Here is a 12,988-nt window from a genome sequence, read left to right on the forward strand (position 1 = left end):
TGCTGATTCCCCTACCTACCGCAGATCTGCTTCATCGGCACGAACAGCCCACTGCGCGAATCGCTCACCCTCGTCACGGTTCTTGACGAAATTGCGCACGACGCGCTCGATGTAGTCGCCGACCTCTTCGCCGGTCACCTTGTGCTGGCGCAACTTCCGGCCGAAGGCGGCATCGAAACCGAGGCTGCCCCCGAGGTGAACCTGGAAGCCCTCGATCTGATTCCCGTTGCCGTCGTCGACCAGCTGGCCCTTGAAGCCGATATCGGCGATCTGCGACCGACCGCAGGAGTTCGGGCAGCCGTTGATATTGATCGTGATCGGCACGTCCAGCTCGGCATTGATGTCGGCCAGCCGCTGCTCGAGCTCCGGCGCGAGTGCCTGCGAGCGCTTGCGGGTCTCGGTGAACGACAGCTTGCAGAACTCGATGCCACTGCAGGCCAGCAGGTTTCGCCGCCAGTGCGACGGACGCGCGTGCAGGCCCAGCGGTTCCAGCTCGGCGATGAGCTCCTCGACCTTGTCGTCGGGCACGTCGAGCACGATGAGCTTCTGGTACGGCGTGAACCGCACCCGGTCGGAACCGGCCCGCTCGATGGCCTCGGCGGCCTTGGTCAGGATGGTGCCCGAGACGCGACCGGCGATGGGGGAGAAGCCGATCGCGTTGAGCCCGTTGCGCAGCTTCTGCACGCCGATGTGGTCGATGGGCCGCTTCGGCTGCTCGGGGGCCGGGCCGTCGATCAGCTTGCGCTTCAGGTACTCGGTCTCGAGCACCTCGCGGAACTTCTCGATGCCCCAGTCCTTCACCAGGAACTTCAGGCGCGCCTTGGTGCGCAGGCGGCGGTAGCCGTAGTCGCGGAACAGCGAGACGACGGCCTCCCACACATCCGGCACCTCCTCGAGTGGCACCCACGCGCCGACGCGCTGGGCCAGCATCGGGTTGGTGGACAGGCCGCCGCCGACCCAAAGGTCAAGGCCCGGACCGTGTTCGGGATGCACGACGCCGACGAAGGCGACGTCGTTGATCTCGTGCACCACGTCCTGCTGGCCGGAGATGGCGGTCTTGAACTTGCGCGGCAGGTTGGAGTACTCCTTCTTGCCGATGTAGCGCTTGACGATCTCCTCGATGGCCCAGGTGGGATCGATGATCTCGGTGAGCGATTCACCGGCCAGCGGGGAACCCAGCACCACGCGCGGGCAGTCGCCGCACGCCTCGGTGGTCTGCAGGCCGACCGATTCCAGCCGCCGCCAGATCTCCGGCACGTTCTCGATCTCGATCCAGTGGTACTGGATGTTCTCGCGGTCGGACAGGTCCGCGGTGTCGCGGCCGAACTCGGTGGAGATCTCGGCGAGCGTGCGCAGCTGCTTCAGGTTCAGGGCGCCGGCATCGCAGCGCACCCGCATCATGAAGTAGCGGGCCTCGAGGATGTCGATGTTCTCGTCGCCGGTCCAGGTGCCGTCGTAGCCCTGCTCGCGCTGGGTGTACAGACCCCACCAGCGCATGCGGCCGCGCAGATCGCTCTTGTCGATGGAGTCGAATCCGGCCTTGGAGTAGATGTTCTCGATGCGTGCCCGCACATTGAGCGGGTTGTCGTCCTTCTTGGACTGCTCGTTGGCATTGAGCGGCTCGCGGTAGCCGAGCGCCCACTGGCCCTCCGACTTGCGCTTGACCGGACGGGCCGTGCGCTCGCGCGGGGCGACGGGCGCTTCCGAGCGCGGACGGTCCGGACGCACACGTCGCTCCGAGGCGGGCTTTTCGGGCCGGGTGGAGTGAGCGTTATCGGAAGTGGCGTCGGTGCTCGACGTCATGGGGTCGCTCCTGGGGATCTTGCGGGCAGGCGGGAGGGGCTGGCTCACGCCTCCGATATCAGAGAACCGGCTCTTACAGCGTCAGAAGGACGCTGGATTCCGGGGAAGGGAAGCCGATCTACCGGAGGCTCTCCGGCAGACAGCTCGCGCTGCAGACGCGCTTGAAGTCGACATGGCGACGCGCCACGAGTCGTACTCCAAGTCCAGTCATGTGGCTTATTGTGCCACGTCAGAAGGGTCGTTCCGACTGCCGGATCGAATTTTCCTCAGTTTCCCGGGAAATCCCCTGGATATATGTTCTGTTTTGTGACAGGTGTCATAGATCGCTGGTGCTGGACGTGAGGCGCGCCTTGGCGGATTCGATTCGGTTCAGTTCGTCGGCCAACTCGGGGGAGTACATCCAGTCCGGGCGATCGATGAATCCGGCCGGTAGGTACTCGGAGCGGACGGCGGTGCGATAGCCCAGGTCCCGCGCCCAACAGGACAGGGCCAGCAGCGGCAGCGAGAAGACGCCCTCGGGGTCGTGTCCCCAGGTCGCGGTGTCGAAGAAGCCGCGATGCAGGCGCAGGGCATGGGCCAGTTGCCGGTCGAACCCCTCGGAATCCCCCTCGGCCAACCGCACGAACACCTCGATGGCCGGGCGCATCAGCTGATCCGTCACCTGCTGCGCCCCCACCCGGCTGCGGGTGTCCAACCCCCACGCCGCCTCCGCCACGCTCCGCGGCCCGAACCGCCAGGCGCTCTGCAGCAGCCGCACCCACTCGTACTGGAAGTCGTCGAACGCCCCGTCCCCGTACTCCCGTAGTCGATCGACGGGATAGTCGATCAACTCCCGCATGGCCTCCGCGTCCCGCGCGATCAGCGTCCACCAGAACGCCGCCCGCCACCCCGCCACCCGATCGTGCCGATCGAACCCGTGCTCGATCCCGCTCGCCCGGAACCGCCGCGTGATCGTCCGCTCCGTCGACCGCGCGAAATACCAGGTCCGCGAGCGCAATGCCGCCGGATCCGCCATCAGCATCCGAGCCAGCAACGTCCCGTCCATCGACCGCGAGAAATTCGGCCCGTCCGGCCGCGGCGGCACCCGCACCCGCCCGACGACCGCCGCCACCGACCCCTCGTCCACCTCCCGAATCGACCTCGGGTCAATGGCATGCCGCGGTATCTCGATCATCGGACCGTCCCCAATCCGCCTCCGGAGCCTCCACCCGGCCCCTCGAAACCCCTTGGAATGTACCCGGATTCGAGCCGCCGCGCCGTGTGAGCGGGCGGGCCCGCACGGGCGGGTGACCTGTGACGGGGGCAACCGGTCACACTGGAGGGGTGACCTCGACTGTTCCCGATCGGACCTCCGGCACCTCCGCGGCGGACGAATCGCCCGTGCCGGTGCTGCGTGATTTCGGGGGCGGGGCGTTCGGGATCTATGTGCACGTGCCGTTCTGTGCGACGCGGTGCGGGTACTGCGACTTCAATACCTATACGGCGGGGGAGTTGGGTAGTTCGTCCTCGCCGCAGTCGTGGTTCGAGGCGTTGCAGGGGGAACTCGCTACGGCGGCACGGGAATTCGATGCGTTGCCGTCGGATACGCCGCCGGTGGAGACCGTGTTCGTCGGGGGTGGGACGCCGTCGCTGCTGGGTGGTGACGGGCTGGCCGGGGTGCTGGACGCCATTCGCGACAACTTCACGCTCGCGCCCGGGGCGGAGGTGACCACCGAGTCCAATCCGGAGTCGACCTCGCCGGAGTTCTTCGAGCGGCTGCGGGGTGCGGGGTACACGCGGATTTCGCTGGGCATGCAGTCCGCGGCCCAGCATGTGCTGAAGATCTTGGATCGCACCCACACTCCGGGACGTGCGGTGGCCGCCGCGCGGGAAGCGCGGGCGGCCGGGTTCGACCACGTGAACCTCGACCTCATCTATGGGACGCCGGGGGAGGCCGACGCCGATCTGGATGCGAGCCTCGACGCTGTGCTCTCGGCGGGCGTCGACCACGTGTCGGCGTACTCGCTGATCGTCGAGGACGGCACCGCCCTGGCCCGCCGGGTACGTCGCGGCGAACTCCCCGCCCCCGACGACGATGTGCTCGCCGCCCGCTACGAACGCATCGACACTCGCCTCGAAGCCGCGGGCCTGCACTGGTACGAGGTCTCCAACTGGGCCGCCTCCGACGCCGGACGCTGCCGCCACAACCTCGGCTACTGGGATGGCGGCGACTGGCTCGGCGCGGGCCCGGGCGCACACAGCCATGTCGGCGGCGTCCGCTGGTGGAACGTGAAACACCCCGCGCGCTACGCGGATCGAGTCACCACCGGCGACCTCCCCGCCGCCGGCTGGGAGTCCCTCACCCCCGAAGAGCGCTACACCGAACGAGTCATGCTCACCGTCCGCCTCCGCACCGGCCTCCCCCTCGCCGACCTCGACCCCGCCGGCCGCCGCGCCGCCGACCGCGTCATCGCCGACGGCCTCGCCGAAGGCATCGACGACCACCTCATCCTGACCAACCGGGGCCGCCTCCTGGCCGACGGAGTAGTCCGCACCCTCCTCAGCTGAGTCGTATGGAGATTCCGAACGCCCTTTCCACGGTTGCGGACGTCCTGGAGAATTGACCACCATGTTCCGGTTGGTGCGTGCCGCCGTCGTGACGATGGCTCTCGTCCTTGGATCACTGGTGGCCGCCGTACCCGCAACTGGCGCACCACTTCCCACAATCGTGCTGGTGCACGGCGCTTTCGCCGATGCCAGCAGCTGGGACGGCGTGGTCTCGCGGCTGCGTGACGACGGGTATCACGTTGTCACACCGGATAATCCGCTGCGCGGCCCGGCTTTTGACGCGGCGGCGATCCAGCGCACGATCGATGGCATCTCCGGTCCCGTTGTGCTGGTTGGGCATTCGTACGGTGGCACCGTGATCAGCAACGTGCACGATGCGAAGGTCGAATCACTGGTCTATATCGCGGCTTTCGCGCCGACGCAGGGGGAGTTCGCGTTGGAGGAGCTGAATCCGATTCGGTATCCGGGCTCTCAGCTGACGTTGGCCTTGCGGCCCAAGGTCGTCGACGATGCGCACGGCATCGCCGGGAAGAACCTCGACGCGTATGTCGATCCCGCGAGCTTCCACGATGTGTTCGCCCAGGATGTCGACCCGGCCACCGCCGCCGACATGGCCGCGCGCCAGCACTCCCTCGCCCTCACCGCGAATCTCGAACCCTCCGGTGCGCCGTCCTGGTCGGGCACGCCGAGTTGGTATCTCGTCTCCACCGCCGATCGCGTGATTCCCCCTGCCTCGCAATGGGATATGGCCAGGCGGATGGGTGCGCACATCTCCTCGATCGACGCCTCGCACGCCGGGCTGGTGTCGCATCCGGCCGAGGTCGCCGCGGTGGTGGAGGCGGCCGCCGGGCGGTGAGAATGGGGTATGGCGCTCGCATCGTTCATGGTTCCCATCGGTACGCCCGCACCGGAATTCAGCTTGCCCGCGGTGGACGGGTCCGAGGTCTCGCTGGAAAGCTTTGGCAAGGAACCGGCGCTCCTGGTGGTGTTCCTGTCGAATCACTGTCCCTACGTGCGGCGCATCGAGCACGGGTTGTCCGCTGTCACTGCGGAGCTGGCCGAGCGCGGGTTGGCCACGGTCGCCATCTGCAGCAATGACACGGTCAACTATCCCGACGACGATGCCGCGCATTTGCGAGATCAAGTGCGGCGGGCCGGTTTCCGCTTCCCGTACCTGATCGACGAGTCGCAGGAGGTGGCCCGGGCCTACCAGGCGGCGTGCACTCCAGACCTGTTCTTGTTCGACGCCGACCGCCGCCTGGCCTACCGCGGCCGGTTCGACGCGGCCACACCCGGAAACGACGAGCCGGTCGATGGCTCGTCCCTGCGCGCCGCCGTCGAATTGGTGCTCGCCGGGCAACCGGTCCCCGAACCGCACACTCCGAGCGTCGGATGCGGCATCAAGTGGAAAGCGGGTGGGGCACCGGGCGGCTGGGTCACCCCGCGCGCCTGACCGGGCGGTCGCGCAGCAACTTGCTAACGGGCCACTAAACTTGAGTGAATTGCTCCGGTAACCCGAAGGCGAGTGAGGAGGTGGGGCCATGTCGAGCACCGAACAGCGACGTCTAGAGGTCCTGCGGGCCATCGTGGCGGACTACATCGCGACCAAGGAGCCCATCGGTTCCAAAACCCTGGTAGAGCGGCACAACCTGGGCGTTTCCAGTGCGACCGTGCGCAATGACATGGCGGTGCTGGAGGCCGAGGGCTATATCGCCCAGCCGCACACCTCCTCGGGTCGCATTCCCACCGACAAGGGCTACCGCCAGTTCGTCGACCACATCTCCGAGGTCAAGCCGCTCTCCAACGCCGAGCGCCGCGCGATCATGGAATTCCTGGAGAGCGGTGTCGATCTCGACGATGTGCTGCGCCGCGGCGTCCGACTACTCGCCCAGCTGACCCGCCAGGTCGCCATGGTCCAGTACCCGACGGTGTCGGCCTCGACCGTGCGCCACATCGAGGTGGTGGCCCTGAACCAGGCCCGGCTGCTGCTGGTCGTGATCACCGACACCGGACGTGTCGATCAGCGCCTGGTCGATCTGGGTAACGTGATCAGCGAGGACGACCTGGCTGCGCTGCGCGGCATGCTGGGCAAGGCCATGGAGGGCAAGCGCCTGGCCGCCGCCTCCGCCTCGGTCGCCGAACTGCCCGAGCACGCCCCACCCAAACTCCGCGACGTCCTCATCCGGGTCTCGACCGTGCTGGTCGAGACCCTGGTCGAGCATCCGGAGGAGCGACTCGTCCTCGGCGGCACCGCCAACCTCACCCGCAATGCGGCCGACTTCGCCGGGAATGGTTTCCCCGGCTCGCTGCGTTCGGTTCTGGAGGCCCTCGAGGAGCAGGTGATCGTGCTGAAGCTGCTGGCCGCCGCGCAGGTGCCGGGTACGGTGACGGTGCAGATCGGCGAGGAGACCAAGCTCGAGCAGATGCGCGGGACGGCCGTGGTGTCCACCGGATACGGGATGCCCGGTACGGTGCTCGGAGGTATGGGGGTATTGGGGCCGACCCGCATGGACTACCCGGGGACGATCGCCTCGGTGGCGGCCGTCGCCCGGTACATCGGTGAAGTACTCGCCGAACGGTGAGCAAGTACGAGACGAAACAGGACTAGAGAGCGCACGTGGCACGGGACTACTACGCACTGCTCGGCGTCGCACGCAATGCGACCGACCAGGAGATCAAGCGCGCCTACCGCAAGTTGGCGCGTGAACTGCATCCCGACGTCAACCCCGATCCGTCGGCCCAGGAGAAGTTCCGCGAGGTCTCCAGCGCCTACGAGGTGCTGTCGGACCCGGAGAAGCGACGCATCGTCGACCTCGGCGGCGACCCGCTGGAGTCCGGCGGCGGCATGGGCGGCGGGTTCTCCGGAGCCGGTTTCGGCGGCCTCGGCGACGTGTTCGAGGCGTTCTTCGGCGGCATGAACGCCTCCGGCGGCGGCTCCCGCAAGCCGCGCGGACGCGTGCAGCCGGGCGCGGATTCGCTGCTGCGCACGCGACTGTCGTTGCAGGAGTGCGCGGTCGGCGTCACCAAGCACCTGACGGTCGACACCGCCATCCTGTGTGATCTGTGCCAGGGCGCGGGCACCAATGGCAACTCCAAGCCGGTGCGCTGTGAAACCTGTGGCGGCGCGGGCGAAGTGCAGACCGTGCAGCGGTCCTTCCTCGGCCAGGTCATGACCTCGCGGCCGTGCCCCACCTGCCGTGGCGCGGGCGAGACCATTCCCGATCCCTGCCGCAAGTGCGGCGGCGACGGCCGCGTGCGTTCGCGCCGCGAGATCGCCGCGCCGATTCCGGCCGGTGTCGCCAATGGCATGCGGGTGCGGCTCGCGGCGCAGGGTGAGGTCGGCCCGGGCGGCGGTCCCGCCGGTGACCTCTACGTCGAGATCGTCGAGCAACCGCACGACACCTTCGTGCGCGACGGCGACGACCTGCACTGCACGATCCGCGTCCCCATGGTCGACGCCGCGCTCGGCACGACCGTCGTCATCGACACCATCCTCGACGGCCCGGTCGAGCTCACCATTCCCGCGGGCACCCAGCCCGGCGAGGCGTCGGTGCTGCGCGGCCACGGCATGCCCAAGCTGCGCGCCAGCTCCCGCGGCGATCTGATCGCGCACCTCGACATCGTGGTGCCGACCAAGCTCGACGCCAAGCAGGCCGACCTGCTGCGCAAGTACAAGGGCATGCGGATAAACGAGCACACCGAGGTGATGACCGCCCAGTCCGAGCACAACTCGGGCCTGTTCGCGCGCCTGCGCGCGTCCTTCAGCGGACGCTGATCCCTTGGCCGCCACCGTCTTCTACCTCGACGACATCCCCGAGCCGGGCGCGACCGCGGTGCTCGACGGCCCCGAGGGCCGCCACGCCGCCACGGTCCGCCGCATCCGAGTGGGCGAACCCATCACCCTCTCCGACGGCCACGGCACCCTCGCCGACTCGGAAGTGGTTGCGGCCGCGAGGGATCGCCTCGAACTGAAGGTCCTGACCAAGCGCGTCGCGGAGCCCTGGACCCCGCAGGTCACGGTGGTCCAGGCCCTCCCCAAATCCGACCGCTCCGAACTCGCGGTCGAGCTGATGACCGAGGCGGGCGCCGACGCCATCGTCCCCTGGCAGGCCCTGCGCTGCGTCTCCAACTGGGAAGCCAAGGCCCGCAAGGGCGTCGAGAAATGGCGCGCTGCGGCGAAGCAGGCCGCCCGCCAATCCCGCCGTGCCTACATCCCCGACGTAGCCGACCTCCACACCACCCGCGACCTACTCGAATTGGTCCGCGCCGCCAAGGCTTCCGGCGCGATCGTGGCCGCCCTCCACGAGTCGGGCGAATCCCGCCTGACCGACCTGTCCTTCGCCGACGTCCCGGAAGTCATCCTCATCGTGGGCCCCGAAGGCGGCCTCGACGATTCCGAACTGAAGTCCCTCTCCGAGGCCGGTGCCGACATAGTCCTGCTCGGCCCCACCGTCCTCCGCACCTCGACGGCCGCCGCCGTCGCCCTGGGAGCCCTGGGCGCACTCACTCCGCGCTGGTAGCCGCCTTACGCCAGCGGTCGAAGGCACCGACAAGGATCAACACCATGCCGACCGCGAGCAGCAGCAACCCGAAGTGGTACTCGGTCGTGGTCCGGATCGGAAACTCATCTCGGAGTTCGTGATAGGTGTAATTCTTCGTATATCCGGTACTGCCGTAAATCGACTGTGCCAGTGCGAATCCAATGGACAGGACCAACACCACACCGATCACCTCGGCCAGTGCCAGCGCGATCAGGCACCGTCCGATCAGCATTGGCGGCGGTGTCGATCCCGCCGGGTCGGGCCGGTCCGGCAGCAGCGTCAGCGCCAGTATCGCCACCGCGCCCACGATCAGCAGGGGCGCGAATGGTGCACCCGCCCGCCCGAGTTCGAGCATGGTGAACGACCAGTGGTCGCTCCATGCACCTTCGACACCGAACACTGGCGTGAACATGCCGCCGAGCGTCGCGGTCACTCCCAGCAGGAGTCCGCTACGCCTCGCGATCCAGTCGATGTACCTGCTTTCGCCTCCGCGGCGGAGTGGTATCCAGGATTCCGACACTGCCGGGAGTCTACGGTCAGTGCCGCGCATCGCCCGGTTGCGGCACGGAATGGATTCGGGGGTGCGGCAGTTGCATAGCGTCGGGACGTTTCGCCTGCTGGTAGCGGCTTATTCACTGGGCGGTGTCGGTGGGCGGCGGTAAACTTCTGTCAACGAAAACGGCATCGAGACCGGAAAGCAGGCCATAGGCACTTTTGAGAAACCCAGGCGAAATCGGCGATCAGAGCATCCCTACTGCCGCCATCGGGGGCGGCGGCAACGGTTCCGGACCGGCGGGGCGGACCGTTCGTTCCAGCATCGAATTGGCACCGGAGTCGGTCTTCGGATTCCTGGGTTCCGCTGACGAGAACCTGCGTGAACTCGAGCGCCTCCTCGATGCCGACATCCATGTCCGCGGCAATTCCGTCACGCTGACCGGCAAGCCCGCCGATGTCGCGCTGGCGGAACGCGTGGTGGCACAGCTCGTGGCCTTGACCGCGCGCAATCGCGTGGTCAGCCCCGAGGCGGTCCGGCACACCTACTCCATGCTCACCGAGGGCTCCTCGGATTCCCCGGCGGAGGTGCTGAGCCTGGACATCCTGTCCCGGCGCGGCAAGACCATCCGACCCAAGACGCTGAATCAGAAGCGCTACGTCGACGCCATCGACGCGCACACCATCGTCTTCGGCGTCGGCCCGGCCGGTACCGGCAAGACCTATCTGGCCATGGCCAAGGCCGTGCAGGCGTTGCAGACCAAGCAGGTCAACCGCATCATCCTGACCCGGCCCGCGGTCGAGGCGGGTGAGCGGCTGGGCTTCCTGCCGGGCACGCTCAACGAGAAGATCGACCCGTACCTACGCCCGCTCTACGACGCCCTGCACGACATGATGGATCCCGAGGCGATCCCGAAGCTCATGCAGGCCGGAGTCATCGAGGTCGCACCCCTGGCCTACATGCGCGGTCGCACGCTCAACGACTCGTTCATCATTCTGGACGAGGCGCAGAACACCACGGCCGAGCAGATGAAGATGTTCCTCACCCGCTTGGGCTTCGGGTCGAAGATCGTGGTGACGGGTGACATCACCCAGATCGATCTGCCGAACGGCTCGCGCTCGGGTCTGCGGGCGGCGACGGAGATCCTGCACGGCATCGAGGACATCCATATCGCCGAGCTCACCAGCGCGGATGTGGTTCGCCACCGCCTGGTCGGGGCGATCGTCGACGCGTACGACCGGTACGAGGCGGACTCGCGGCCACCGGCGGCGGTCCACTATCCGGGCAATCGCGCACAGCGACGTGCCGCGAGCCGAGGAGAGCGACACTGAGCTCGCACTCTAGGCTGTTCGGGTGAGTATCGAGATCGCCAACGAATCGGGTATCGAGGTATCCGAAGAAGAACTGGTCAGCGTCGCGCGCTTCGTGATCGGTCAGATGGACGTCCATCCGGCGGCCGAGCTGTCGATGGTGCTGGTCGATCTCGACACCATGGCGGATCTGCATATGCGCTGGATGGACCTGCCCGGTCCGACCGACGTCATGAGCTTCCCCATGGACGAGCTGGAACCGGGCGGGCGGCCCGACGCCGCCGAGCCCGGTCCCTCCATGCTCGGCGACATCGTGCTCTGCCCGGAGTTCGCGGCCCAGCAGGCCGAGAAGGCCGGGCACTCCATGGATCACGAGCTGGCGCTGCTGACCGTGCACGGCGTCCTGCACCTGCTCGGCTACGACCACGCCGAGCCGGAGGAGGAGAAGGAGATGTTCGCGCTCCAGGCCTCCCTGCTGGAGGGCTGGTACGAGCATGTCCGCCAGGAGATGCGCCGCGCCGAGCTGGCCGACCGCGATCAGCAGCTGCTGGGCAAGACCGGATTCACCGACTCGACCGGTGATCCGCTGGGCCCGGCGTGAATTCATTCGTTCTGCTCCTGCTGGCGATCGTCCTGGTCCCGGCGGGCGGTGTCTTCGCGGCGCTGGATTCGGCGCTGAACACCATTTCGCCCGCGCGCGTGGAGGATCTGGTGCGCGCCGAGCGCACCGGGGCCGCGCGGCTGGCGCGCATCATCGCCGACCGGCCGCGCTATGTGAATCTCATGGTGCTGCTGCGGCTCACGTGCGAGATCACGGCGACGGTGCTGTTGGCGGCGGTGCTCATGGACTGGCTCGACGAGGCCCCGGCACTGCTGATCACCGCGGCGGTCATGGTGCTGGTCGACTATCTGGTGATCGGTGTCGGGCCGCGCACGCTGGGCCGCCAGCACGCGTATTCGCTGGCGCTGGGCGCGTCGCTGCCCTTGCAGGCGATCGGCTCGCTGCTCGGTCCGATCAGTCGACTGTTGATCCTGATCGGTAATGCGATCACCCCCGGTAAGGGATTCCGCAACGGCCCCTTCGCCTCCGAGATCGAGCTGCGTGAGGTGGTGGATCTGGCGGGCGAGCGCGGTGTCGTGGACGCCGACGAGCGCCGCATGATCCAGTCGGTGTTCGAACTGGACACCACCCCCGCCCGCGAGGTCATGGTGCCGCGCACCGAGATGGTGTGGATCGAGGCGGAAAAGACCGCCGCGCAGGCGATGTCGCTGGCGGTGCGGTCCGGGCACTCGCGAATTCCGGTGGTGGGCGAGAACGTCGACGACATTCTCGGCGTCGTCTACCTGAAAGACCTTGTGCCGTATGCGGATCGGAGTCGAAAGGTGAAGGTGCGGCAGGTCATGCGACCGGCCGTGTTCATGCCGGACTCCAAGCCGCTGGACGCGCTGCTGGACGAGATGCAGCGTCGCCGCAATCACATGTCGCTGCTGGTCGACGAGTACGGCGGCATTGCCGGGCTGGTCACCATCGAGGACATTCTCGAGGAGATCGTGGGCGAGATCGCCGACGAGTACGACAAGGACGAGATCGCGCCGATCGAGCAGATCGGCAGCGGCCGCTACCGGGTCTCGGCCCGACTGCCGGTGGACGACCTGGGCGAGCTGTTCGACATGCAGATCGAGGACGAGGACGTCGACACCGTCGGCGGCCTGCTCGCGCATGCGCTGGGCCGCGTGCCGCTGCCCGGCTCCAAGGCCGTCATTCACGGCCTGCAATTGAAGGGGGAGGGCGGGGCCGACGCCCGGGGCCGCATGCGCATCCACACCGTGGTGGTGCGCAAGGCCGCCGAGAAGTCGAGAAGCGAACCCGCGGAACATGAGCCGGTCGGCGGCGCACACGAGGATGGAGAGGCCGATGATTGAGTTGGATGCCGAGGACAACAAGCTGGCGGTCCTCGCGCGCGGCGCCATGGGACGCACCGGCGGTGTGGGCGGCGCGGCCGTGCGCGATACCGACGGGCGCACCTACGCGGCCGGGACCGTGGAGCTGTCGGCGCTGAAGCTGACCGCCCTGCAGGCGGCCGTGGCGGCCGCGATCTCCAGTGGCGCTGAGGGTTTCGAAGCGGCCGTGGTGGTCGCGGGCAAACTGTCGGATCCGGGTGTTTCGGCGGTGCGTGAGGTATCGCCTTCCGCGCGAATCATTTTCACCGATGCCAAGGGCTCGGTGTTCGACGTGCTGGACGCGGCCGACACCTACGGCGTCGAGAATCCCATCTCGGCCCTGCGATCCGAGG

General features: G+C 67.7%; 13 protein-coding genes and 1 pseudogene. 10 read left to right on the plus strand and 4 right to left on the minus strand.

Annotation, left to right across the window (positions count from 1 at the left end):
• Positions 1–15: 15 nt before the first annotated feature.
• The 3 genes from VMT65_RS06770 to VMT65_RS06780 all read right to left on the minus strand — a co-directional run bounded on the left by VMT65_RS06770 (position 16) and on the right by VMT65_RS06780 (position 2,977).
• Positions 16–1,803: a nitrite/sulfite reductase gene (locus VMT65_RS06770; RefSeq protein ID WP_326307060.1), complete on the minus strand. Its 1,788-nt coding sequence runs from the start codon at positions 1,801–1,803 to the stop codon at positions 16–18.
• A 118-nt stretch (positions 1,804–1,921) separates the two neighbouring features.
• A complete protein-coding gene (locus VMT65_RS38390) occupies positions 1,922–2,014 on the minus strand; it encodes an Ms4527A family Cys-rich leader peptide (protein WP_353526446.1) in 93 nt (30 codons plus the stop codon).
• A 105-nt stretch (positions 2,015–2,119) separates the two neighbouring features.
• Positions 2,120–2,977: an immunity 49 family protein gene (locus VMT65_RS06780; protein ID WP_326307061.1), complete on the minus strand. Its 858-nt coding sequence runs from the start codon at positions 2,975–2,977 to the stop codon at positions 2,120–2,122.
• A 149-nt stretch (positions 2,978–3,126) separates the two neighbouring features.
• Between VMT65_RS06780 and hemW the strand changes: the two genes are divergently transcribed.
• The 6 genes from hemW (at position 3,127) to VMT65_RS06810 (ending at position 8,870) form a co-directional block, all read left to right on the plus strand.
• Positions 3,127–4,350, plus strand: coding sequence for a radical SAM family heme chaperone HemW (gene hemW / locus VMT65_RS06785; RefSeq protein WP_442790181.1), 1,224 nt, complete (start codon positions 3,127–3,129; stop codon positions 4,348–4,350).
• 61 nt (positions 4,351–4,411) lie between these two features.
• Positions 4,412–5,206 (plus strand): alpha/beta fold hydrolase, encoded by a 795-nt coding sequence (locus VMT65_RS06790; protein ID WP_442790182.1) that lies wholly within the window; start codon positions 4,412–4,414, stop codon positions 5,204–5,206.
• Positions 5,207–5,215: 9 nt separating this feature from the next.
• On the plus strand, positions 5,216–5,803 hold the full coding sequence (locus tag VMT65_RS06795) for a thioredoxin family protein (RefSeq protein WP_326307062.1): 588 nt from the start codon (positions 5,216–5,218) through the stop codon (positions 5,801–5,803).
• Between the two features lie 88 nt (positions 5,804–5,891).
• The gene (gene hrcA, locus VMT65_RS06800; RefSeq protein ID WP_326307063.1) at positions 5,892–6,932 is read left to right on the plus strand and encodes a heat-inducible transcriptional repressor HrcA; all 1,041 of its coding nucleotides are present in this window, start codon (positions 5,892–5,894) and stop codon (positions 6,930–6,932) included.
• Positions 6,933–6,967: 35 nt separating this feature from the next.
• The gene (dnaJ, locus tag VMT65_RS06805; protein WP_326307064.1) at positions 6,968–8,125 is read left to right on the plus strand and encodes a molecular chaperone DnaJ; all 1,158 of its coding nucleotides are present in this window, start codon (positions 6,968–6,970) and stop codon (positions 8,123–8,125) included.
• Positions 8,126–8,129: 4 nt separating this feature from the next.
• Entirely contained in the window at positions 8,130–8,870 is a 741-nt protein-coding gene (locus VMT65_RS06810; RefSeq protein WP_326307065.1) for a 16S rRNA (uracil(1498)-N(3))-methyltransferase, read from the plus strand.
• On the opposite strand, the gene VMT65_RS06815 is transcribed toward VMT65_RS06810, so the two are convergent.
• Positions 8,854–9,303, minus strand: coding sequence for a hypothetical protein (locus VMT65_RS06815; protein ID WP_326307066.1), 450 nt, complete (start codon positions 9,301–9,303; stop codon positions 8,854–8,856). The genes VMT65_RS06810 and VMT65_RS06815 overlap by 17 nt on opposite strands.
• A gap of 350 nt (positions 9,304–9,653) precedes the next feature.
• Between VMT65_RS06815 and VMT65_RS06820 the strand changes: the two genes are divergently transcribed.
• From VMT65_RS06820 to VMT65_RS06835, 4 genes and pseudogenes are all read left to right on the plus strand, one after another.
• A complete protein-coding gene (locus VMT65_RS06820; protein ID WP_326307468.1) occupies positions 9,654–10,715 on the plus strand; it encodes a PhoH family protein in 1,062 nt (353 codons plus the stop codon).
• Between the two features lie 22 nt (positions 10,716–10,737).
• Complete coding sequence (ybeY, locus tag VMT65_RS06825; protein WP_326307067.1) at positions 10,738–11,295, plus strand: rRNA maturation RNase YbeY; 558 nt, start codon at positions 10,738–10,740, stop codon at positions 11,293–11,295.
• Positions 11,292–12,617, plus strand: a complete 1,326-nt coding sequence (locus VMT65_RS06830) for a hemolysin family protein (RefSeq protein ID WP_326307068.1) — start codon at positions 11,292–11,294, stop codon at positions 12,615–12,617. The genes ybeY and VMT65_RS06830 overlap by 4 nt, the downstream gene beginning before the upstream one ends.
• Positions 12,610–12,927, plus strand: a pseudogene (locus VMT65_RS06835) (cytidine deaminase); the annotation flags it as partial. The gene VMT65_RS06830 and the pseudogene VMT65_RS06835, both read left to right, overlap by 8 nt.
• Positions 12,928–12,988 lie beyond the last annotated feature (61 nt).

Origin of the sequence: Nocardia sp. CDC153 (assembly GCF_035818515.1) — a bacterium.
Lineage (GTDB): Bacteria > Actinomycetota > Actinomycetes > Mycobacteriales > Mycobacteriaceae > Nocardia.

Coding starts and splice junctions, on each gene's coding strand:
- VMT65_RS06770 (WP_326307060.1), bottom strand. CDS start 1,803: ATGACGTCGAGCACCGACGCCACTTCCGATAACGCTCACTCCACCCGG.
- VMT65_RS38390 (WP_353526446.1), bottom strand. CDS start 2,014: ATGACTGGACTTGGAGTACGACTCGTGGCGCGTCGCCATGTCGACTTC.
- VMT65_RS06780 (WP_326307061.1), bottom strand. CDS start 2,977: ATGATCGAGATACCGCGGCATGCCATTGACCCGAGGTCGATTCGGGAG.
- VMT65_RS06790 (WP_442790182.1), top strand. CDS start 4,412: ATGTTCCGGTTGGTGCGTGCCGCCGTCGTGACGATGGCTCTCGTCCTT.
- VMT65_RS06795 (WP_326307062.1), top strand. CDS start 5,216: ATGGCGCTCGCATCGTTCATGGTTCCCATCGGTACGCCCGCACCGGAA.
- hrcA (WP_326307063.1), top strand. CDS start 5,892: ATGTCGAGCACCGAACAGCGACGTCTAGAGGTCCTGCGGGCCATCGTG.
- VMT65_RS06815 (WP_326307066.1), bottom strand. CDS start 9,303: ATGTTCACGCCAGTGTTCGGTGTCGAAGGTGCATGGAGCGACCACTGG.